This is a genomic window from Sediminicoccus sp. KRV36, from assembly GCF_023243115.1.
In the GTDB taxonomy this organism is placed as follows: Bacteria; Pseudomonadota; Alphaproteobacteria; order Acetobacterales; family Acetobacteraceae; genus Roseococcus.
In genome coordinates, this window is record NZ_CP085081.1 from 3,902,264 (window position 1) to 3,921,763 (window position 19,500).

Genomic DNA, 19,500 nt, shown 5'->3' on the forward strand with positions numbered 1-19,500 from the left:
CGCCGCCCGTGCGCCAGCGCCCGCCCGAGGCCTGGTTCGCGCTTTCAACCGGGGCGCCTGGGGAGTGCCACATGTCCGGAATGCTGGCCGAGGTTGGTGAAGACCGTGCGACCAACCCGCTCGATGTGCTCGAACAGATCGTCATCGCGAATGAATGGACCTTCGAGCGCCGCTCGGATGGCGAGATGGCGGCGGAAGCGCCGGGCAAATGGTGCAACTACACCCTGTTCTTCTCCTGGGCGCCCGAGATCAGCGCCATGCATTTCTCCTGCGCCTTCGATGTGAAGGTGCCGGATGCGCGGCGTGGGCCGCTGTTCGAATTGCTGGCGCTGGCCAATGAACGCCTCTGGATCGGTCATTTCGGGCTGGAAAGCGATGAGGGCGTGCCCGTCTTCCGCCATGCCGTGCTGCTGCGCGGGGCACCCGGCGCTTCCGCCGAATCGCTGGAGGATATGGTGGATATCGCGCTGACCGAGTGCGAGCGCTTTTTCCCCGCCTTCCAATTCGTCCTCTGGGGCGGCAAGGCCCCGGCCGAGGCGCTGGATGCCGCCATGCTGGATTGCGTCGGCGAGGCGTAGCGCGCCACCGGAGCGGCGGAAGACCAAATCTTCCGCCGGGATGCGCGAGGGGCCGCCGCCCTTCGCCCCACGAAATCCCCCCAAGGGGTCGCATGATCCGCCCGCTCCGCTAAACTGCGGCGAAACCCTTGAGGAATCGCCCGCATGACCGAGCCCCAGCTTCCCCCTCTCCTGCTCATCGGCTGTGGCAAGATGGGCGGCGCCATGCTGGCCGGCTGGCTGGAGCTGGGCCTGCCCGCCGAAACCGTGGTGGTTGAGCCGCATGCGGCGGCCGTGGCGGGTTTCGCGGGCCGCATCCGCCATGTGGCCAGCATCGCCGAGATCCCGGCGGGCTTCACGCCCGCGGCCATCATCCTCGCCACCAAGCCGCAGGAAGCGCCGAATGCCCTGCCGGCCCTGGCGCATCTGGCGGGCCCCGGGACCGTGTTTCTCTCGATCATGGCGGGGCGCACCGTCGCCGGCATGAATGCCATGCTGGGGGGGGCGGCGCGCATCATCCGCGCCATGCCCAATACGCCGGCGGCGCTGCGCATGGGCTTCACCGTGGCCTTCCCCGGCCCCGAAGTGAGTGCCGCGCAGCGCGCCCTGTGTGACCGCCTGCTGGGCGCCATCGGCGAGGCCGCCTGGGTGGAGGATGAGGCGCTGATCGATCCCGTCACCGCCGTCTCCGGCGGCGGGCCGGCCTATGTGTTTTTGCTGGCCGAAGTCATGGAGAAGGCCGCGATCAGCCAGGGCTTGCCGCCTGATCTGGCCCGCCGCATGGCCCGCGCGACGGTCGCGGGCTCCGGCGCCTTGCTGGGGGCCAGCGCCGAGGATGCGGCGGTGCTGCGGCGCAATGTGACGAGCCCCAAGGGCACGACGGAACGCGCACTGGCCGTGCTGATGCGCGAGGAGGCCTGGCCCGCCCTGATGGAAGAGGCGATCGAGGCGGCAACCGCCCGCTCACGCGAACTCGCCGGCTAAGGCATCTTCCAGCCCTGGGCCCTCGCTGTCCGGGGGCGGCATCAGCGCGACGCTTTCCGCTGCGCCATGCGGCGCCCCCTATCGGCCCATCCGCCGAAGAAACGCGCCGTAGGACGGACTTGAGGATGGCCCCCAGGGCCGCGCTTGAGGGCACGCGCGCGCCCTCGGCACAGCGGCACGCTGCCTCAGGCCGGTCGGGCCATCGGATGCTCCAGCGGATAGCCCAACGCGGCCAGCCCCGGCGCGCAGGCCGCATTGAGGGCGTGCTGTTCGGCGAGCGGCAGGCCCGGGAATTTCGAACGCGTCGGCCGCGGGATCGCCGCCACGGCATCGAGCCAGGCCTCATCCTCCAGCGAGGGATCGATAAAGCGAATCAGGCCGCGCAGCGTCTCTCTCGGGGCGCACTGCACATCCTCGAAGCGGATATTCAGCAGCCGCTCCGGCGGCAGCCCGCCCAGCACCTGCTGCCCGACCAGGATCAGCCGGCTCCAGAAGGCGCCAAAATCGGCGAGCGTGACCTCGCTCTCGGCGATTTTTCGCAGATCGAGCAGCGAGAAGGCCAGCCGCTGGGCCAGCCTGTCCAGCAGCCCGACGCGGTCCGAGGTGAAGCGGCGGGTGGCATCCAGCCCGTAACGCCGGCAGGCCTTGATGGCTCCCACCAGGATGCGGAAATTGTGATGCTGCGCCATGGACATCGCCGTGTCCCGGCCATCGCGATAGACGTGCACCACCCGCGCCTGGGGAAAGAGGCGCAGCAGCTTCGCCGCCAGCATCAGCGAACCGCCGGAGCGCTCGACCCAGACACGCCGGCCAAACCGGGCCGCCAGGTGGCCGAACAGCGCTTCATAATGATCCGCCAGCGGCATCCTGGGCTGGCCACGCACGAAGGGGGCCAGGGCGTCCAACAGCGCCTCCGCCTCATCCGTCAGATGCGGCAGCGTGACCATCATGATCGGCGGGATATCGGCCGCCACATGGCGCGCGCCGGGCGCCCCCAGCTTGTAGAGCATCTCATCCACCACATGCCCGTCCTTCAGCATGGCATGCAGGGCCGGGTCCTGCTCGGTGTAGATGCGCCACATGCGCTCGCCATCGGGCCGGGGCCAGGCAAAGGCGCTGGAGCCGAGCGGGACGAAGAACTCCGACAGGCTGAGCACGCCGGGATGCCGGTTCAGCAGCTCGGACACCATGGTCGAGCCGCAGCGGCCGGAGCTGAGGATCAGCACGGGCGCCAGCATCCGGGCAGGGCTCATGGCGGGGCGTCCTTCTCGGCATGGAGATGTCGCGGCAGGCGGTAGCTGATCTCGGCCGCGCCGTGAAAGGAGAGGTCGAGCATGCGCTCGAACTGCCCCGCGCGGCGGCGACGGTCGAGTGCGGGGATGGCGCCGCGCAGCCAATGATCCAGCCGGTTGCGCCACCGCAGCAGCGCCAGCGTGCCGAAACCGCGCGCGGGCGGGAAGCGCAGCTGGTCCGCAAGCTCCCGGCCGATCAGCGCGCGCGAGACGGTGTAGATGCGCCGGACCAGCGCGCGCCGCTCGGCCGGGTCTGTGATGCCGGCGACGATGGGGGCGGAGTTGATCAGCCCGTTGGCGAGCAGGATCGCCTCGATATCCGGCGGCGGTTCGCACAGCGCGCCGATGCGGTGCAGCTGCATGGCCTCGGCCTCCGTCGCGGCCTGCAAGGCGGGCTCCACGCCCATGAGATGGCCGGAATAACGCCAGACCAGCATGAAGGATTGGCGCTCCTCGGCCGTCAGCGCAACGCCCAGCATGCGCGCGCGGGCCAGCAGCAGGCCGGAGAAGGCGGCCGTGGCGAAGCCGATATGGGCGGCGCTGAGCGGCACGCCCCAGGCGGCGGAATCCCACTCCTCCGACCGCGCCAGCATGAAGCGCACGCGGGCATGCATCAGGCGGATGCGCACCGAGAGCTTCCAGCCATCGCCGTCCCGTTCCAGGCCGCCGGGCAGGAAAATCTCCGCCAGATGGCGGTTGTTCTGCTTCAGCCGCCGCGTGCCCTGATCCACCAGCCGGCCAGTGATGCTGAAGGACTTGCTGATGAGCGTGCTGAAGCCCTCGATCAGCACCGCGCCGACGAAAGCGCCGATGAACATCTCCGAATGGCCATGGAAGGCGCGGCAGCCGGCACGGGTCAGTGCCGGGTCGAACCAGGGGGGCACGCGCTCGGCCTCGGCGAAGAAATCGCGCAGCGCCGGGGGGGCGTCCGGAATGGCGGCGGGGCCATGCTCAACGCCGGCCTGGAGCCATTGGCGCTGCTGCCCCTCGGGGGTCTCCTGGCAGGCCGCGATGACCGCATCGGCCAGCGGGTCCCCGATCAGGGTGTGGTGGACGTAGCGTTCGGCCAGACCGGCGTCGAGCAGACGCGCCTTGGCGAAGCCGGGGCGGTACTCTGTCGGGATCGCCATCCTGGAACACGCTCCGCGCCTGCGGCAAGAAGAAGACAGGCGCCGGAATTTAGCGGGAGGCGTCGCCGCGTGGAAGGCTTGCCGAACCAGCGGGCGCGGCCGCGCTCCGCCGCATGCTACGGCTTGGGGCGCCGCAGCCGCTCGATCAGCAGCAGGCCCACATCCAGCGCGAGCTTCTCCCATTCCGGACGGATCGCCGAGGGCGTGGTCAGCAGGGAGAGGGATTGGCTGCGCAGTCGCAACGCTTCCTCCGCCACCGGGTCAGTCCGGCCACGTGCCAGCAGCAGCAGAACCAGCGCCACCAGCCCATCGCCCAGGGCGATGAGCAGCGTGGCCTGGATCGCGCCCTGGCGTTCCTCCAGCCACAGCCAGGCCGCCAGTTGCAGCAGGGCCAGCATGGTCACGCCGAAGCCCGCGGCCAGCAGGCCCAGCACGGCGCTGCGCCCCATATTGGCGCTCTGGCGGCGCAGGAGAATCCCCTCCGCCTGCGCCGCCATCGAGAGCAGGCGAAGCATGCGCATGATCAGCGCCGCAGGACGGAGGCCAGCACAAAGCCCGCCAGCGCGGCGAGGCCCAGCGCGACCAGGGGCTTTTCCTGCACCGCATCGGTCAGCCGGGCCGCCTGGTGGCGCACCTCGTCCGAGGCGAGCTTTGCGGCATTCTCGGCCGAGGTAGCGACGGAGCCGAGCAGGGGCGTCACGCGCTCATTCATCAGCGCTTCCACCTGCTGGCGCAGCTTGGCGATCTCGGCCACGGCGTCATGCGCGGTGTTCTCAACGGCGTCGGTCATCTGGTTCATCGTCACATTCCATGTCTGATCGGGTTGGGGGTGGGGTTCAACGCGCGGGTTCACGCGAGGTGACTCCGCCAGAGCCAGGCGGCCTTCTCATGCACCGCGATGCGCGCCACGAGCATGTCATGCGTGGCGGTATCATCCGCGTCATCCGCTTCATCCGCCAGGTCGCGCGCATGCTCGGCCATCGCCGTGTTGTCGCTGGCGAGCATCCGCGCCGCCTGTTCGGTGGGCACGGCGCAATCAGCTTCTTCCAGCGTGGCCAGCTGCAGCATGGCAGCAAGGCCACCGGGCGCGAATTGGCGCAGCGCGCGGGCGCGCTCGGCCAGGTTGTCCACGGCGGCGAAGAGCTCCGTGTACTGCGCTTCGGTCAGCAGGTGCATCGCGTAGAAATTGGCGCCAGTCGCGTTCCAGTGGCAGGCCTGGGTCTTGGCCAGCAGGACGTAGGTGTCGGCGATGAAGATGTTCAGCGCCGAACCGACGCCGGACACCACCTCGTTTGATGCAGGCCGGGTGTCCACATGATTTCCGGGAGTGGCGCGTGGCATCCGCATCACCGCCAGACCGGCCGGCCGAGATTGACCGTATTCGGTGAGGTGAGCGCGCCCGCGGCGCCACCCGCCACACCGCCGATCGCGGCACCACCCAGCACGCTGGTCCCGGTGAGCGCACCGACGCCCGCCCCGGCCGCGGCACCAAGCCCGGCGCCGGAAATCGCGCGGTCGCCCGTGGTCTGCCCGCAGGCCGCCAGGGCGCCCGTCAGGGCCAGCATCATCATCACCCGTTGTGTCTTGCGCATCTGTCCAGCTTCCATTCGTGAGTCACCCGGATCAACGCCCGCCCAGGGCACCGGGTTGCATCGCGCCCCGGCCAAGCGCCCATCCGCCAACTCCTGCGCCATCATCCCGGGCGCAGTCGCACCCATCAACCCGGGCGCAGTCGCACACTTTACCCCGGGCGCAGTCGCACCACCGTCACCGAGCACGGCGCATCCCGCGCCACTTCCGCCGCCACACTGCCCAGCACGCGCCGCGCCAGGCCCGGGCTGCGCGCGCCGAGGATCAGGTGATCCACCCGGTTCGCCTGCGCGTATTCCAGCAGGGCCGTCGCCGCCCCCATCGCTTCCAGCACGTGATGCGTCAGCCGCGCCTCGGGCAGGTTCAGCGAGGCCGACCAATGGCGCAGTTCCAGCAGCCGCTGGAGGTGCTTGTTGCGCCCCACCTCATCCAGGCTGAGATCGGGGCGCAGCAGATGCGTGCGCAGCACATTCACGCAGGCCACACGCGCGCCCGGCAATGTGGCCATGATCTGCGTGACCATTCCGCGCAGCGCCTCCCCCAGCCCGTCGGGCATGTCATCCAGGTCGAGCGCCACGGCGATGATCGGAGCACCGGATTGCGCCATGGCGATCGCATTGCGGCGCAGCTGCGGCTGGTGGTCCGGGTGAAAGCGGCGGCGGATCCGCGCGGACCAGGGGTCACGCTTCAACCTGGCCGAGCGCGCCGTCTGGCTCACCTGCTCGGGGTGGCGCAGGTCGAAGGCCATTTGCGCGGCGGTGGGATTGCGTCGGCCGGGTTCGACTTCGAGGTTGCGCAGGATCACCTCCTGCAGCCAGGGCGGGCAATCGGGCCGCAGCGCGCGCGGCGGCGGCGGGTCCCACCAGATGCGGCGCTTCATGGCGCCCATATGCTGCGGATCGCCGAAGGGGCTGCGCCCCGTGGTCAGCTCATAGAGCAGCGCCGCCAAGGCAAAGAGGTCCGAGGCCGGGTCACCGCGCACGCCGATCAGCTGCTCCGGCGCCATATAGGGCGCCGAGCCATAGGGCAGGCGGAATTCCTCGGCCATGAGGTCGGGCAGATGGGCATGGCGGGACAGGCCGAAATCCAGCAGGACGATGCGCCCGCCAGGGCCATTCACCCGCATCAGATTGCCCGGCTTCACATCCAGATGCACGACGCCCTGGCGATGCAGCGCGCAGAGTGCCTCGGCGATCAGGGCACCCACCTCCACCACCTCGGCGATCGGCAGCGGCAGGCGCTCCAGCAAAGGCAGCAGCGTCTCACCCTGGATGTGCTCCATGGCGATCCAGGGCAGCGGCTCATGCCCCACGCCCAGGCAGCGCGGCACATGCGGCCCATCTAGGCGCGGCATGATCATCTGCTCCATCTCGAAGCTGACAATCGCGGCGGGGTCCTCGCCCTCGGCGAGGAGAGGAAGTTTCATCAGCATCGGGATGGCGTGGTCCGGGTGGGTTGCTTCATGCAGCACGGCCATGCCGCCCCGATGAACCTCAGGCCCCAGGGTGAAGCCGCCAATGACGGTGCCGGTTCTCATGCGCCCTCGAACAGGCGTGCGGCCAGCGCCTCGGGCAGTTCGGCCGCGCGGATTTTACGCGCGGCGGCCTCGATGTCATAGGGCACGCGCATCCAGCCGCATTCGGCACGCGCGGTGTCCAGCAGCCCGTAGCAGGCGGCGGGATTGCCATCGCGCGGCTGCCCCACGGCACCGATCACGGCCAGCCAGCGGCGCGGCTGCAACAAGGGCAGCATGATGTCCGGCAGCGGCGTGTGGTGCAGCATCTTGTCCGTCGCGGTCAGGCCGAACAGCGCGGGCAGATGGGTATGCCCGCAAAAGGTAAGCCGCGCCGACGTCGCATCCAGGCTGCGCCGCGCCTCCCGCGCCTCGGTCACATAGCGCCAATCGGCCGGGTTGGAGGCATCGGCATGGGTGTAGAGGCGGTCCTCCTCCTCCTGCGTGAAGGGCAGGTTTGCCAGGAATTCCCGCGTCGCGGCATCGAGCCGCGCCTGGGTCCAGCGCATAGCAATCGAAGCGAGGCCACTGAAGCCGACCGGCCCGCGCAAGGCCGCCTCGTCATGATTGCCGCGCAGCACGATGGCGCCCTGCTCCATCAACCCGCGCACCCGCGCCACCACAGCCTCGGGGTCGGCGCCATAGCCCACGAGGTCGCCCAGGAAAACCAGGCGCTCGGCGCCCTGCGCGCCGGCATGGGCCAGGCAGGCATCGAGCGCTTCCAGATTGGCGTGGATATCCGTGAGCAAGGCAATGCGCATGGGCTGATGCGTCCTACAACAAGGCCAGCCTAGTTTCGCGCCAGCCGAGCGGCAATGATGCAGCGCAAGCCGGCCAGCCCCCTCGACAGCGCCGCCACCGCGCCGGAACATCGCGCATGGCCCCGATCCCGCTGCTGATTCTCAACCCACTCGACCCCGAGCGCGTGGCGCGCATCGCGGCCGGCGGCTTCGCGCCGCAGCTGGCCGTGGGGCCCGCCGCGCGCGCCGCCGCCATCGCGGCCCTGCCACAAACCCGCGCCGTGCTGACCAACGGCGCGACGGGCTTCACCGCGGCCGAGATGGCGGCGCTGCCCCGGCTGGAGATCATCTGCGCCATCGGCGTCGGGCATGAGAATATCGACGTGGCGGCCGCACGCGCGCGCGGCATCACGGTGACGCATGGGCCGGGCACCAACGCCGCCTCCGTCGCGGATCACGCCATGGCGCTGCTGCTCGGCCTGCTGCGTGGCATTCCGCAGGCGGATGCGGCGGTGAAGCGCGGCGAATGGATGGGCGCGCGCGGGCCGCGCCCCTCGGTCAGCGGCAAGCGGCTGGGCATCCTGGGCCTGGGCGAGATCGGGCTGCTGATCGCGCAGCGGGCCGAGGCGGGCTTCGCCATGCCGATCGCCTATCACAATCGCCGCCCGCGGGAGGGTTGCGCCTATCCCTGGATGGCCTCGGCGGCGGAACTCGCGGCATGGGCGGATGTGCTGATGATCGCAGCACCCGGCGGGGCCGCGACACGGCATCTGGTGGATGCGGCGGCGCTGGAGGCGCTCGGCCCCGCGGGCTTCCTGGTGAATATCGGCCGCGGCAGCGTGGTGGACCAGCCAGCCCTCATCCAGGCCCTGCGCGAGGGGCGCATCGCGGGTGCCGCGCTCGATGTGGTGGATGGCGAGCCCGTGGTACCGGCCGAGATGCTGGACCTGCCGAACCTCATCATCACGCCGCATATCGCCGGCCGCTCGCCCGAGGCGGTGCTGGCCACGGCCACGCTGGTCGTCGCCAATCTGCGCGCGCATTTCGCGGGGCAGCCGGTGCTGACGCCCGTGGCCTGACGGCCGGCGCCGCGAGGATCGCGCCGCGCGGCCCGGCCACGCAGGATGGACCGAAGGCGATGTGGGCTGATGGCCTGCGCCATCAGGGCCCGGGGCCGGAGATCGCGCCCACCTCCCTGTGCCATTCCAGCCGAAGTTCGGTGGTCTCCACGCCCCATTGCGTGGCGCTCAGCCGCCTGGTTTCCACAAAGCCGGCCGCGGCATAGAGGCGGGCGGCGGCTGGCAGGCCATCCAGCGTCCAGAGATAGATGCGCGAGAAGCCGGCGGCTTGCGCATGCGCCATCACCGCATCCAGCAGGATCTTGCCCAGGCCGCTGCCGCGCAACGCCGCATCCAGGATGAACCAGCGCAGATGCGCCACACCCGCCCCCTCATCCTCCAGCGCGATGGAGCCGAGCGCCCTGCCCTCCCGCTCCACGGCGCGGAACAGATCGCCGGGGGCCGGCGGGCGCGTGAGGAACTCCCCCAGCTCCCGCGCCACCTTCGCTTCAAAGACGGCGCCGAAGCCGTGGCTCTGCGCGTATTGCCGCGCGTGCAGCGCCGCGATGTCCCCCACCACCCCGGGGAACCAGCCGGCGCGCAGCATCAGCCGGCCGGGTCGCCGCGAAACACATCGAGCAGCTTCAGCGCGCCATCCGGCTGCACCAGGTGCCAGAAGGTCCAGCCATTGCAGGAGGGCGCCTCCTGCACGGCGGAACCCACCGCATGGATCGAACCGCGCGCCGTGCCGCAGGCGATGGTGCCATCGGCGAAGACCTGCGCCGACCAGCGGCGGTGCCGGTCGGTCAGCGTGGCGCCGGGCGCGATCAGCCCGCGCTCCACCAGGCTGCCGAAGGCGATGCGCGGCTGCTCCTTGCGCGTCGGCGTGGCGGCGATGGCCACGTCATCCAGCGGCTCGATGGCGGCGATGCGGCGCTCGGCCGCGGCGGCATAGGCGGGGTCACGCTCGATGCCGATGAAGCGCCGGCCCAGGCGCTTGGCGACGGCGGCGGTGGTGCCCGAACCCGAGAACGGATCCAGGATGATGTCCCCGCGCTGCGTGCTGGCGAGGATCACGCGGTGCAGCAGCGCCTCGGGCTTTTGCGTGGGATGCAGCTTGTTGCCGGCTTCATCGCGCAGCCGCTCATGGCCGGTGCAGAGCGGGATGTACCAGTCGCTGCGCATCTGCAGATCATCATTCAGCGCCTTCATCGCGGCGTAGTTGAAGCGGTATTTCGCATCCTCGCTGCGGGCGGCCCAGATCAGCGTCTCATGCGCGTTGGTGAAGCGCCGGCCGCGAAAATTCGGCATCGGGTTGGCCTTGCGCCAGATGACGTCGTTCAGGATCCAGAAGCCCAGATCCTGCAAGGCCGTGCCGAGGCGGAAGATGTTGTGATAGCTGCCGATCAGCCACAGCGCGCCATCCTTGCGCAGCACGCGCCGGCATTCGGTGAGCCATTCCCGGGTGAAGGCGTCATAGGCGGCGAAATCGGTGAAATGGTCCCAGTCATCATCCACCGCATCCACCAGGCTGTGATCGGGCCGATGCAGCGTGCCGCGCAGCTGGAGATTATAGGGCGGGTCGGCAAAGACGGCATGCACGGAGGCCGGCGGCAACGAGCGCAAGGTCTCGATGCAGTCGCCCAGCAATATCCTGTCGAGCGGAATCTCGAGACCAGCGCCCAAGGGACGAATTTCCTTCGCGAATCGGAAGCCCGACCATGCGCGAGGCCGAGTCGTGGCGTCAACAGCGCATGCGGGGGACAGCAGCCAGCGCGGCGTTGCCCAATACGCGGCAGCACCCAGTTACTGGCCGCGCCGGCGCGTGCTTTCACGGATCGCGCTGTCGCATAAAGTCACTCGCCGCGCCGCAGTGCAAAGTCACTGGCCGCGCTGGCGCATGCGTTCACGCACCACCCTGTCGCGCAAAATCACTGACCGCGCTCCCGCGCAAAATCACTGACCGCGCTCCCGCGCGAGGGCCTCCTCCACCGGCCGAAACCCACGCCGATGATGCGGCGAGGGGCCGTGTTCCAGCAATGCGGCGCGGTGATCCGCCGTGGGATAGCCCTGGTGGCGGGCAAAGCCATAGGCCGGCCAGCGCGCGCCGAGCCGCGCCATGCCCGCATCGCGCAGCGTCTTGGCCAGGATGGAAGCGGCGGCGATGGACAGGCTTCGCCCATCGCCCCCCACCACGCATTGCACCCGGCAGGGCAGCTGCGGCGGCCGATTGCCATCCACCAGGGCCAGCTCAGGCAGGACCGGCAGGCGCAGCACGGCGCGGCGCATCGCCAGCAGCGAGGCCCCCAGGATGTTCAACCGCCCGATCTCGGCGGCCGAGGCAGCCCCCAGCGCCAGCGCCAGCAGCCCCTCGGCGGCGGCGGCCCGCAGCGCCTGGGCGGCGGCCAGCCGCGCGGGGGCGGAGAGACGCTTGCTGTCATCCAGCAGCGCGGCCAGCGGCGAAGGGCATGGGCGAAGGAACACCACGGCCGCCGCGATGACGGGCCCGGCCAGTGGCCCGCGCCCGGCCTCATCCACACCGGCAACCAGGCCGCCCGCGGCAATTTCCAGGCTGAAATCCGGCATGAACCGAGCCTAGCCCAAATGCCACCGGGCGGCGAAGCGACGACGCCGGAAAACCCACTTGAAATGATAGATGAATATTTCTACATGAAATTTAGTCAATTAAAAATCCACCTGGGAGACATCCATGATCCAAGCTTCCCGTCGCGGCTTGCTCGCCGCCGGCGCCACCGGCTGGCTCGCCGGCCAACCCGCCCTCGCCCAGCCCGGGCTGCCGGCGGGCTGGCCCGATCGTTCCATCCGCATCATCGTCCCCTATGCGGCGGGCGGCATCACCGATGTGATCAGCCGCGGCATGGCCATCGGCCTCCAGGCGGCGCTGGGCCAGCCGGTCGTTGTCGAGAACCGGCCCGGTGCCAATGGCACGGTGGGCACGCTGGCCGCCGCCCGCGCGCCAGCCGACGGCACCACCCTCACCATGGGCATCACCGACACCTTCGCCATCAACCGTTCCACCTTCCGCAGCCTGCCCTACAGCGATGAGAATGACTTCGCGCCGATCTCCATGGTCACGCGCGTGCCCTTCGCGCTGATGGTGGGCGCGCATCGCCGCGAGATCACGGATTTCCCGAGCTTCCTGCGTGAGGCACGGCGGCAGGCGGGGCGGCTCACCTTCGCGTCATGGGGCGTCGGCTCCTCCTCTCATCTCGCCTATGAATTCGTGGCCCGCGCGGAGCGGTTCGAGAAGCTGCATGTGCCCTTCCCGGCGCAGGCGCCGGGGATGCAGGCCGTGGCCGCGGGCCAGGTGGATTCCATGATGCTGCCGATTGGCGGCGCCAACAGCCTGGCGGTGGACAACCGCGCCCGCATCCTGGCCCTGGCGCATTCAAGCCGCATCGAGCTGACGCCCAACGTGCCCACCCTGGCCGAGCTGGGCGTGCCGCTGGCAACCGGCCTCTGGCTGGCGCTCTACGCCCCCGCGCGCACGCCGGCACCCATCATCGCCCGCCTCAACGCCGCGGTGCGCGAGGGCATGCGCAACGAGCAGACGCTGGCCGTGTTCCGCCAGCAGGCCGGCGCGGCCGAGCCCTCCACGCCCGAAGAACTCGCGGCCTTCGCCGCGCGCGAGCGGGTGCAGTGGGCGCAACTGGTCAATGAGAAGAACATCCGCGTCGAGTGATCTTCACAATACATCCATAGGTTGCTGGAGTGTTAACGGCCCGGGAGCGCACCCTCCCGGGCATGATCAGCAACCGCTTCCTCGCCGCCGCCCAACGCGGCCCCGCACAAGAATCAGCACTGGGCTTCAGGAAGCCTTCATCTTTGCGGTGGATTGTAACCCGCATGATCACCACCAATTCCCTCGCGGCCTTCACGAAGGAGGTCGCCCCCCAACGCCCCGTGGCCGAGCCCGGGGCGATCCGCCGGCAAAACCCCGGCGAGGCGGGTGCCCTGGGCGCCGAGCCCGTCGCCCAGCGCCGGCTGGAGGCGGTGCCCCCCGCGCCCAGCAAGCCGCTGCCCCGTGGCTCCCTGCTGGATCTGCGGGTCTAGCGCCGCTCGATACGCCCAAAATTCGAGCAAACCCACGAGAGCGTTGCTTTTCGGCAACAGATTGCCTTGTTTTGATGCGGCACCCTTGCGGTGCGTGGGAAACTTCTGTTCCTATTGGTGGCGAATCACTCTGAGCAACCTGAGGGAAACACTCCCATGCGCAAACTGCTTTACGCTCTGGCGGCCACCGCCAGCCTCTCTCTCGCCCAGCCCGCCATGGCGCAGGTCGCCATCGGGGAGACAGGCGTGACCGTGACCACCACCGGCACCTACGCCAGCGACTACCTGTTCCGCGGCATCAGCCAGACGCGCTCGCGCATGGCGTATCAGGGTGCCACGGAAGCTGTGCATTCCAGCGGCGTCTATGTCGGCGGCTTCATCTCCAACGTGCATTTCCAGGGCTGGGATGCCCGGCAGGAGGTGGACGTTTATGGCGGCTATCGCGTGACGCTGGCCGATTTCAACTTCGACTTTGGCGGCATCGGCTATCTCTACCCGGGCTACAACCGGCCCCCCGGCGGCGCCTCGCCCGTGCTGGACTACGCTGAATTCTACGCGAAGGTAACGCGCGAAATCGGCCCGGTGACGGTGCTCGGCGCGTTCAACTATTCGCCCAACTTCTTCGGGCGCTCGGGGGATGGCTTCTATGTCGAGGGCGGCGCCGACTGGAAGACCGGCGTCTGGGATCTGACCCTGGGCGGGCGCATCGGCTACCAGTGGATCCAGCGCAATGCCGTGTTCGGCACGCCGGACTACGCGTGGTGGTCCATTGCCGTGAGCCGCGAATTCGCCATCCCCAATATCGGCACCCTGGTCGCGAGCGTGGGCTATTACGACACCTCGATCAGCAAGAGCGACTGCATCTACGGCACCAGCCAGAATATCTGCAGCGCCCGGGCCCTCGCCTCGATCGCCTTCCGCTTCTGACCCATCAAGCCTGACCCGGCGGCCGCGTGCCGCCGGGTGCCACGCCGGGCATTGACCGCGGCGTGGCGCAGGCGGACCCTGTGCCTCCCACCCGGATGGCAGGTCCATGAAACTCCCGCTTCACCTCACCCTCCTTCTTACGGCCGCCGCCTGGCCCGCCTGGGCGCAGGACCGCCCGGCCATCACCCCCACGCGTGATGTGGCCGTGACCTATCGCGCCACCACCGAGGGCCAGCCGCCGGGTGAAATCCGCATGTCCTGGCTCACCGCGCGCAACCTCATGCGCATGGACATGCCCGGCGGCCAGGGCTGGATCGTCGTGAACCTCGCGGCGGGCAGCGCCTTCATGGTGACCGATGCCCAGCGCATGGTGATGGACATGCCCTCGGCCGGCGCCTCGGCGCGGATGACGCCGAGCGCCAGCGCCCGCTTCACCCGCGAAGGCAATGCCCGCGTCGCCAATACCGACTGTGTCAATTGGCGCATGGAAGACCAGGGCCAGACGGCGCGCGTCTGCATGACCAGCGATGGCGTCATGCTCAAGACGGAAAGCCTCGCGGGCCAGGGGCCGGGCCGCGGCACGCTGGAAGCCACCGCCATCGCCTTCGGTCCGCAGGATGCGGCGCGGTTCCAGCGCCCCGCCGGATACCAGAGCCTGCAACTCCCGCCCGGCATGCCCGGCGGCCCCGGCGGCGGCATGCCGCGCGGCACCGCCATGCCCCCGCCCGGCGTGACCATGCCAGGGCGCTAGGCCGCGCCGGTGGGGGGCGAACAATTAATCTGCCACGGCGCGAATAATTATTCTGCCGTTTAGAGGGTAAGAAAGTCTAATTATCAGGGGGTTGAGCGTTCCTCAATCGGTCAACCGATTGGTAAACCATTGAGGACCCTGCCGCCAAGGTCGAGCGAGGACGCTGAGTATCTAAGACGCTGAAAAGAAGCGTTTAACGAAATCGGGCCGGGACCCCGTTTGGGGGGTCGCCGGCCCGTTTGGTAAACCAGATTGGTAAACCAGACTGGTAAACCAAGCCGCTATTCGGCGGAAGCCTCTGGAACACCATGCTGCGCACGATGCACCAGCAGGGCGAGGTCATCGAACGGCATACTGCGTCTGAGCAAGTAGCGGATTTTGCCCCACATGTTTTCCTCGAAGGGAGGGCCGAGGATGAGCCAGGTCGGATCGACAGCACGTGCGGGCTCTCCGGCTGGCAGCAGGTCCAGACAGAGAACTCCGATGATGCTGGAGAGCGACGGCTCAATCCGATAGGTTTCGATGCTCGCGAGGTGGCTTCGCGTGACCCCTACCAGGTCGGCGAAGTCTTCCTGCGTCATTCGGAGTTCAAGGCGAACTTCCCTGATCCGATCTGCGATTGATGCGGCCGGTGAGCCGCTTTTTGCCGGTGCCATTTATAACCTCTTGTGTTGAAGTAGCACAATCATATACCTTGAGGCCATGCATTCGCAAGCCTCAACGTGCTATATCGAGACCAAGGCTTTTGCCGCCCTGGCCGATATTTCGCGCCAGGCGGCCATGAAAGCGCTCGCCCGCGCGCTCGGCGGCAAGGCTTGGAATGGTCACGTTCTGGGCGTGCGGTTGGTCCGCGCTCGCGGTGGCGCGGCGGGCCGCTGCTACGAAGTCGCCATCTCTTCCCTCCCGCCCGAGCTGGCCGCGAAGCTCGCGCCCCCCCGCCCCGCCGCGCCTGTCTTCCGGCCCATCCTGGCGCCTGGACCTGATCCGGCCCATTCAAGCCGCTGGCGCCCCTGGCTCCGATGCGCGCGCTGCGCAGCTCCGCGCCATCGCGGCCCGCGCCGTGTATCCAGTCGGTGAGCGCGCTGGCCAACCCATTGCCGAGCGTACCCTCCGCGCTTGGCTTGCGGCGGCCGAGGGCGGGGAGTTCTTCAAGGTCTCTGGCGCCACCCGCCGCGCCGATCGCGGCGCCTCGCGCGTCATAGCCTGGCGCGAATGGGACCGTGCCATGACGGCGGCTGGCGTATCTGAGGCGAAGCAGCTCGAGATTGGTGGGAGGCTTGACGCCATGGTTCGCGGCCTTTGGGCGGGGGGCGAAACCAGCGCCGCCAACATTCAATTCAGCTTGGCCCATCGTTGCCGCGCCCTGGCGGAAGAGGCAGGCGTAACCCTTGGCGAAGCGGAGATGCTGAAGCTCTGCCGGATGCCCCTGCACTTCGCGGGCCACAAGGCCCGGCGCCGCGCGCGGATGGCGCACATCAAGAAGCACGATGCGGCCCGCTATGCGGCCAACCACGTCCCGCGCGTGCGGCGCCACCGCGACGGCCTTCGACCGATGGAACTTGTGGCGGTGGACGTGCGGCATTCCGACATTCTCTACAGCCGCCCCGATGGCAGCCCGGCAACCGCGAAGATCATCGCCTTCCTGGACCTTGCCACCAACCGCATCTTCGCGCGGCCCTTCCTTCTCCCGAAGGGCGAAATGATCCGGCGCGAACACGTACTGGCCACGCTGCGCGAGCTGGCGGCGGACCCCGCCTGGGGCGTCTGGCAGGGCCTGTATCTCGACAATGGCGGCGAGTTCGAATTGGGCGCCGCCCCCGAAGACCTGGCGCACCTGGCGGACCTGGTCCGCGCGGTGCATGGCGACGATAGGGCCACGGGCTGCGGCAACATCACCAGCCGCCCCTACAACCCGCAATCCAAGGTGATTGAGAGCATCTTCTCCATTTTCACGCGGTCCATAGAGCCCATTTATCAGGGCTTCATCGGCGGCAACCGCATGGCGAAGAAGACGCAGAACCAAGGCCGGGCGCCGGTTCCCATGGCGGGAGATGAAGCCACCATCCTCGCCAACTTCGCCGAGATGGTGGCCATGTACAACGCCAAGCCCCAGCAGAAGGGGCATATCAAAGGCCGCTCGCCCAATGAGGCGTTCCAAGCCTTTGTAGAGGATGCGGCGCGGCCCTGGGGCGCCATCCTGCTTGACCCGGCCGAGTTCAGCCTCGCCTTCGGGCCGGATGAGTTCCGCACCGTCCAGCCGGGCGGCGAGCTGCACATCCGCAACCGCGTCCTGACGCATCCGGACCTGGCGCCCATGGTGGGTGAGAAGGTATTGGTCCGACTGCCCATCCTTGATCCGACGCGGGCGGTCCTGCTCACCGATAAGGGCGAGCCGGTGCTTGTCGCGTCTCAGGTTGAAGCCTTCGGCATGCGCGACGTGGCGGGCGTCCGCTCGCATGACCGCACCCGCCGCGCGGCTGGCGCGGCCATGGCCAAGGCTGCGGCTGGCGCGGCCCGCATGGACCCGGCCGCAACCCGTGCGGCGGCCGTCGCGCATCTGCCCAAGCTGCCAGCCCCAGCGCCTGTCGCCACGGCTTCCGTTCACCCGGTCTTGCGCGAGGCGGCCGAGGCCGCGCCCGCTGCGGCGCTGCCAATCCGGCAAGAAGCAGAACGGGGCCGCGCGAAGGCAGAGAAAGAGGCCGCGCAACGCGCTGTTGCTGAGGCATGGATGCGCCATGCCGGTTGAGCATGGCCACGACATCGGACGGGAGGGCGCAGCAAACGCCCTCCCGCCCTTCGCCAGCCGGGGGCGTGCCCCGGTGACACCGATCAAGGGAATAGAGCCCATGACCGATACTACGAACCATACTGCCAAACCGCCTGCCGACAACGGTGGCATGCCGGGCAATATCTGGCCGGTGCGCAGCGCCGTGGCGATCGCGCACGCCATCTCGACTTGCCGGAAGTCGGGCCAGATGGGGCTTGTCACGGGGCCGAGCGGCACGGGCAAAACCACCGCCGCGCGTGCCATGGTCGCCGCGCTGGACGAAGAGGGCATTGATGCGTGCCTGGTGATGATGACCCGTGCGGCCGATGGCTTGCAGCCGGGCCTTCTGCGGATTGCGAAGGCCGTGGGTGCCTATGTTCAGCCGAACATGGGCGGCGCCGATATTTATGACGCCGTGGTCCATCATATTGCAACGCAGTGGGGCCGCGCTTCCGTGCTGGTCTTGGATGAGGCGCAATTCATGTCGGAGGCGCTGATTGATGCGCTCCGGAACCTCTCCGATGAAGTTCGGGGGGACGGCCTGTTGCGTGGCGTGGTGATGATCGGCACGCCCGATCTTGCGGCGCGCATTGAGGGCAAGCTTGGGGGGCGTTCGCGGCATTTCGAACCGCTCCGGGGCCGCCTCTACCTGGACAATCTGGACGGTCTTGGGGCGTCCGATTTCGACGCCATCGCCAGCGGCCTTGGGGTCGCCGGAACGCAAGCGGTGCAATTGCTCGCGAAGGTCGCCACGGGACGCGGCGGGCTGCACAACGTGGCGAGGGTGGTTCAATCGGCCAAGCGTCTCGCCGGGTCGGGCCAGCCGCTTTCGCTCGGCACGCTGCGCATTGCGATGCAGGGCCTCGGAGTTGGCGCATGAGCACCGTGGCCAAGGATGCGTACGCCGCCCGCCTGGCGGCGGCCCGCGCTGCCCAGAATGCCGCCGCGTTGTTCGCGGTCCTGGATGGCCTGGTCACCGATCTTCCGACCGGCATGTCGCCGGAGATGATCGGTCATGTCGATCGCATCGCGGCCGTGATCGACGCCGGGAAGGTCTTTGCCACCCAAGCAAGGGAGTACCTCAATGGCCCATAAACAGCGCGCAGGGCTTGCTACGGCAAAGCTCGCGATGATCCATGTCGCGCGGCGCAAGATCGGGATGGAAGAGGCGGATTACCGCCTCTTCCTGCTTCGGATGGCGGGCGTCGAGAGCGCCCGCGACCTGACCGAGGCGGGCTTCCGCCAGGTCATGGATGGCTTCGCCCATCTCGGCTTCCAGAGCGATAGCGCCGCCCGCAATTTCGGGCGGCGGCCGGGCATGGCTGGCGCTGGCCATGTGGCGGCCATGCGCCGCCTCTGGCTCGAATACACGGGCGGCACCGGCACGGATGCGACGCTGGGCAAATGGCTGGAACGAACCTGGGGCGTCTCCGCGCTGCGCTTCGTCACAGCCGCGCATGCGCCGAAGGTGGTGGCGGTCCTGAAGCAGATGGTGGCGCGGGGTGCGGGGCTGACCGATGGCGCGGCCTGATCCGATCCCCGAGCTGATCCGCGACTTCATCTGCCGCCAGCCGCAGACCTGGTCGTACTCGCAGCTTGCCGAGGCGTGCCGGAAGACCTTCGGGCGGGAGGCGCCGGACGCCGAGGCCATCCGCACCTGGTGGCTCGCGCGCGGCAAGCGGCCCGACCCGCGCGCGCGTATCCTCAATGACCCGGAGGTTGCCGCCTTCATCCGTGACTACGCCGGGCGCCTTTCGCCGCCGCTGATCCTGGGCAAGCTGCGCGCCACCTTCCCGGCTGCGCGGGTGCCCGCGCGCAGCAGCCTCTACCGGCACATTTCCGCAGTTCTTTCTGACGATGCTCTGAACGACCGCTGAGGATGCTCTTTGATATCGCTCACCGCCCGCATGCGGGTGGCTGGGCGGGATGCCGATAAGAGCCACAAAGAAGTACCTGAGAACAGGGTGGGCGTCAGGTTTGGTATCCTCATCCCACCCAAGCCCCTGAAGCCGCCAGCGGGCTTCTCTGAGGACCACCTCCCAGCCCACCCCCCGCATCTGCGGGGGTGACAGGTAAGGCCCTCGCAAGCGCATTTTGGCGCTGCCGGGAGTGGTTCC

The 19,500-nt window shown here is 68.9% G+C and carries 24 protein-coding genes; 12 read left to right on the forward strand and 12 right to left on the reverse strand.

Annotated features, from left to right (window positions below; translation table 11 throughout):
* Positions 1-71 precede the first annotated feature (71 nt).
* Together LHU95_RS18455 and proC are read left to right on the forward strand one after the other, a co-directional pair.
* Entirely contained in the window at positions 72-578 is a 507-nt protein-coding gene (locus LHU95_RS18455) for a YbjN domain-containing protein (protein WP_248708416.1), read from the forward strand.
* A gap of 144 nt (positions 579-722) precedes the next feature.
* Positions 723-1,541 carry a pyrroline-5-carboxylate reductase gene (gene proC / locus LHU95_RS18460; protein WP_248708417.1) on the forward strand — a complete coding sequence of 273 codons (819 nt, stop codon included), beginning with the start codon at positions 723-725 and terminating at the stop codon, positions 1,539-1,541.
* 185 nt (positions 1,542-1,726) lie between these two features.
* Here proC and LHU95_RS18465 read toward each other — a convergent pair whose 3' ends face one another.
* From LHU95_RS18465 to LHU95_RS18500, 8 genes are all read right to left on the reverse strand, one after another.
* Positions 1,727-2,794 (reverse strand): sulfotransferase, encoded by a 1,068-nt coding sequence (locus LHU95_RS18465; protein WP_248708418.1) that lies wholly within the window; start codon positions 2,792-2,794, stop codon positions 1,727-1,729.
* Entirely contained in the window at positions 2,791-3,963 is a 1,173-nt protein-coding gene (locus LHU95_RS18470; RefSeq protein ID WP_248708419.1) for an oxygenase MpaB family protein, read from the reverse strand. The genes LHU95_RS18465 and LHU95_RS18470 overlap by 4 nt, the downstream gene beginning before the upstream one ends.
* A 116-nt stretch (positions 3,964-4,079) precedes the next feature.
* The gene (locus LHU95_RS18475) at positions 4,080-4,484 is read right to left on the reverse strand and encodes a hypothetical protein (protein WP_248708420.1); all 405 of its coding nucleotides are present in this window, start codon (positions 4,482-4,484) and stop codon (positions 4,080-4,082) included.
* 2 nt (positions 4,485-4,486) lie between these two features.
* Positions 4,487-4,762, reverse strand: a complete 276-nt coding sequence (locus tag LHU95_RS18480; RefSeq protein ID WP_248708421.1) for a hypothetical protein — start codon at positions 4,760-4,762, stop codon at positions 4,487-4,489.
* A 50-nt stretch (positions 4,763-4,812) separates the two neighbouring features.
* Positions 4,813-5,247, reverse strand: a complete 435-nt coding sequence (locus tag LHU95_RS18485) for a DNA starvation/stationary phase protection protein (protein ID WP_248708422.1) — start codon at positions 5,245-5,247, stop codon at positions 4,813-4,815.
* A 62-nt stretch (positions 5,248-5,309) separates the two neighbouring features.
* Positions 5,310-5,555, reverse strand: coding sequence for a hypothetical protein (locus LHU95_RS18490; protein WP_248708423.1), 246 nt, complete (start codon positions 5,553-5,555; stop codon positions 5,310-5,312).
* Between the two features lie 149 nt (positions 5,556-5,704).
* Positions 5,705-7,090 (reverse strand): bifunctional serine/threonine-protein kinase/universal stress protein, encoded by a 1,386-nt coding sequence (locus tag LHU95_RS18495; RefSeq protein ID WP_248708424.1) that lies wholly within the window; start codon positions 7,088-7,090, stop codon positions 5,705-5,707.
* Positions 7,087-7,827, reverse strand: a complete 741-nt coding sequence (locus LHU95_RS18500) for a metallophosphoesterase family protein (protein WP_248708425.1) — start codon at positions 7,825-7,827, stop codon at positions 7,087-7,089. The genes LHU95_RS18495 and LHU95_RS18500 overlap by 4 nt, the downstream gene beginning before the upstream one ends.
* Positions 7,828-7,943: 116 nt before the next feature.
* Here LHU95_RS18500 and LHU95_RS18505 point away from each other — a divergent pair, with 116 nt between their 5' ends.
* A complete protein-coding gene (locus tag LHU95_RS18505) occupies positions 7,944-8,885 on the forward strand; it encodes a 2-hydroxyacid dehydrogenase (RefSeq protein ID WP_248708426.1) in 942 nt (313 codons plus the stop codon).
* Between the two features lie 82 nt (positions 8,886-8,967).
* On the opposite strand, the gene LHU95_RS18510 is transcribed toward LHU95_RS18505, so the two are convergent.
* The 3 genes from LHU95_RS18510 to LHU95_RS18520 all read right to left on the reverse strand — a co-directional run bounded on the left by LHU95_RS18510 (position 8,968) and on the right by LHU95_RS18520 (position 11,450).
* On the reverse strand, positions 8,968-9,471 hold the full coding sequence (locus tag LHU95_RS18510; RefSeq protein WP_248708427.1) for a GNAT family N-acetyltransferase: 504 nt from the start codon (positions 9,469-9,471) through the stop codon (positions 8,968-8,970).
* Entirely contained in the window at positions 9,471-10,550 is a 1,080-nt protein-coding gene (locus LHU95_RS18515) for a site-specific DNA-methyltransferase (protein ID WP_248708428.1), read from the reverse strand. The genes LHU95_RS18510 and LHU95_RS18515 overlap by 1 nt, the downstream gene beginning before the upstream one ends.
* Positions 10,551-10,820: 270 nt before the next feature.
* Complete coding sequence (locus LHU95_RS18520; protein WP_248708429.1) at positions 10,821-11,450, reverse strand: ribonuclease HII; 630 nt, start codon at positions 11,448-11,450, stop codon at positions 10,821-10,823.
* 124 nt (positions 11,451-11,574) lie between these two features.
* On the opposite strand from LHU95_RS18520, the gene LHU95_RS18525 reads away from it, so the two are divergent.
* The 4 genes from LHU95_RS18525 to LHU95_RS18540 all read left to right on the forward strand — a co-directional run bounded on the left by LHU95_RS18525 (position 11,575) and on the right by LHU95_RS18540 (position 14,616).
* The gene (locus tag LHU95_RS18525; protein ID WP_248708430.1) at positions 11,575-12,567 is read left to right on the forward strand and encodes a tripartite tricarboxylate transporter substrate binding protein; all 993 of its coding nucleotides are present in this window, start codon (positions 11,575-11,577) and stop codon (positions 12,565-12,567) included.
* Positions 12,568-12,731: 164 nt separating this feature from the next.
* The gene (locus tag LHU95_RS18530; protein ID WP_248708431.1) at positions 12,732-12,938 is read left to right on the forward strand and encodes a hypothetical protein; all 207 of its coding nucleotides are present in this window, start codon (positions 12,732-12,734) and stop codon (positions 12,936-12,938) included.
* Between the two features lie 156 nt (positions 12,939-13,094).
* Entirely contained in the window at positions 13,095-13,865 is a 771-nt protein-coding gene (locus tag LHU95_RS18535) for a TorF family putative porin (RefSeq protein WP_248708432.1), read from the forward strand.
* 106 nt (positions 13,866-13,971) lie between these two features.
* Positions 13,972-14,616, forward strand: coding sequence for a DUF4412 domain-containing protein (locus LHU95_RS18540; protein WP_248708433.1), 645 nt, complete (start codon positions 13,972-13,974; stop codon positions 14,614-14,616).
* A 281-nt stretch (positions 14,617-14,897) separates the two neighbouring features.
* On the opposite strand, the gene LHU95_RS18545 is transcribed toward LHU95_RS18540, so the two are convergent.
* A complete protein-coding gene (locus LHU95_RS18545; RefSeq protein WP_283094266.1) occupies positions 14,898-15,272 on the reverse strand; it encodes a helix-turn-helix transcriptional regulator in 375 nt (124 codons plus the stop codon).
* Positions 15,273-15,901: 629 nt separating this feature from the next.
* On the opposite strand from LHU95_RS18545, the gene LHU95_RS18550 reads away from it, so the two are divergent.
* The 5 genes from LHU95_RS18550 to LHU95_RS18570 all read left to right on the forward strand — a co-directional run bounded on the left by LHU95_RS18550 (position 15,902) and on the right by LHU95_RS18570 (position 19,260).
* Entirely contained in the window at positions 15,902-17,362 is a 1,461-nt protein-coding gene (locus LHU95_RS18550; protein WP_248708435.1) for a Mu transposase C-terminal domain-containing protein, read from the forward strand.
* Positions 17,363-17,462: 100 nt separating this feature from the next.
* Entirely contained in the window at positions 17,463-18,263 is an 801-nt protein-coding gene (locus LHU95_RS18555) for an ATP-binding protein (protein WP_248708436.1), read from the forward strand.
* Positions 18,260-18,478, forward strand: coding sequence for a hypothetical protein (locus LHU95_RS18560; RefSeq protein WP_248708437.1), 219 nt, complete (start codon positions 18,260-18,262; stop codon positions 18,476-18,478). The genes LHU95_RS18555 and LHU95_RS18560 overlap by 4 nt, the downstream gene beginning before the upstream one ends.
* Positions 18,468-18,914 (forward strand): regulatory protein GemA, encoded by a 447-nt coding sequence (locus LHU95_RS18565; protein WP_248708438.1) that lies wholly within the window; start codon positions 18,468-18,470, stop codon positions 18,912-18,914. Before LHU95_RS18560 ends, LHU95_RS18565 begins: the two co-directional genes overlap by 11 nt.
* Positions 18,901-19,260 (forward strand): hypothetical protein, encoded by a 360-nt coding sequence (locus tag LHU95_RS18570; protein ID WP_248708439.1) that lies wholly within the window; start codon positions 18,901-18,903, stop codon positions 19,258-19,260. The genes LHU95_RS18565 and LHU95_RS18570 overlap by 14 nt, the downstream gene beginning before the upstream one ends.
* Positions 19,261-19,500: the final 240 nt, after the last annotated feature.

What these genes read in the sequence shown, in the direction of transcription:
- LHU95_RS18455 (WP_248708416.1), top strand. Translation starts at nt 72, where the DNA reads ATGTCCGGAATGCTGGCCGAGGTTGGTGAAGACCGTGCGACCAACCCG.
- proC (WP_248708417.1), top strand. Translation starts at nt 723, where the DNA reads ATGACCGAGCCCCAGCTTCCCCCTCTCCTGCTCATCGGCTGTGGCAAG.
- LHU95_RS18465 (WP_248708418.1), bottom strand. Translation starts at nt 2,794, where the DNA reads ATGAGCCCTGCCCGGATGCTGGCGCCCGTGCTGATCCTCAGCTCCGGC.
- LHU95_RS18470 (WP_248708419.1), bottom strand. Translation starts at nt 3,963, where the DNA reads ATGGCGATCCCGACAGAGTACCGCCCCGGCTTCGCCAAGGCGCGTCTG.
- LHU95_RS18475 (WP_248708420.1), bottom strand. Translation starts at nt 4,484, where the DNA reads ATGCGCATGCTTCGCCTGCTCTCGATGGCGGCGCAGGCGGAGGGGATT.
- LHU95_RS18480 (WP_248708421.1), bottom strand. Translation starts at nt 4,762, where the DNA reads ATGAACCAGATGACCGACGCCGTTGAGAACACCGCGCATGACGCCGTG.
- LHU95_RS18490 (WP_248708423.1), bottom strand. Translation starts at nt 5,555, where the DNA reads ATGCGCAAGACACAACGGGTGATGATGATGCTGGCCCTGACGGGCGCC.
- LHU95_RS18495 (WP_248708424.1), bottom strand. Translation starts at nt 7,090, where the DNA reads ATGAGAACCGGCACCGTCATTGGCGGCTTCACCCTGGGGCCTGAGGTT.
- LHU95_RS18500 (WP_248708425.1), bottom strand. Translation starts at nt 7,827, where the DNA reads ATGCGCATTGCCTTGCTCACGGATATCCACGCCAATCTGGAAGCGCTC.
- LHU95_RS18505 (WP_248708426.1), top strand. Translation starts at nt 7,944, where the DNA reads ATGGCCCCGATCCCGCTGCTGATTCTCAACCCACTCGACCCCGAGCGC.
- LHU95_RS18510 (WP_248708427.1), bottom strand. Translation starts at nt 9,471, where the DNA reads ATGCTGCGCGCCGGCTGGTTCCCCGGGGTGGTGGGGGACATCGCGGCG.
- LHU95_RS18520 (WP_248708429.1), bottom strand. Translation starts at nt 11,450, where the DNA reads ATGCCGGATTTCAGCCTGGAAATTGCCGCGGGCGGCCTGGTTGCCGGT.
- LHU95_RS18525 (WP_248708430.1), top strand. Translation starts at nt 11,575, where the DNA reads ATGATCCAAGCTTCCCGTCGCGGCTTGCTCGCCGCCGGCGCCACCGGC.
- LHU95_RS18530 (WP_248708431.1), top strand. Translation starts at nt 12,732, where the DNA reads ATGATCACCACCAATTCCCTCGCGGCCTTCACGAAGGAGGTCGCCCCC.
- LHU95_RS18535 (WP_248708432.1), top strand. Translation starts at nt 13,095, where the DNA reads ATGCGCAAACTGCTTTACGCTCTGGCGGCCACCGCCAGCCTCTCTCTC.
- LHU95_RS18540 (WP_248708433.1), top strand. Translation starts at nt 13,972, where the DNA reads ATGAAACTCCCGCTTCACCTCACCCTCCTTCTTACGGCCGCCGCCTGG.
- LHU95_RS18545 (WP_283094266.1), bottom strand. Translation starts at nt 15,272, where the DNA reads ATGGCACCGGCAAAAAGCGGCTCACCGGCCGCATCAATCGCAGATCGG.
- LHU95_RS18550 (WP_248708435.1), top strand. Translation starts at nt 15,902, where the DNA reads ATGGTTCGCGGCCTTTGGGCGGGGGGCGAAACCAGCGCCGCCAACATT.
- LHU95_RS18555 (WP_248708436.1), top strand. Translation starts at nt 17,463, where the DNA reads ATGACCGATACTACGAACCATACTGCCAAACCGCCTGCCGACAACGGT.
- LHU95_RS18560 (WP_248708437.1), top strand. Translation starts at nt 18,260, where the DNA reads ATGAGCACCGTGGCCAAGGATGCGTACGCCGCCCGCCTGGCGGCGGCC.
- LHU95_RS18565 (WP_248708438.1), top strand. Translation starts at nt 18,468, where the DNA reads ATGGCCCATAAACAGCGCGCAGGGCTTGCTACGGCAAAGCTCGCGATG.
- LHU95_RS18570 (WP_248708439.1), top strand. Translation starts at nt 18,901, where the DNA reads ATGGCGCGGCCTGATCCGATCCCCGAGCTGATCCGCGACTTCATCTGC.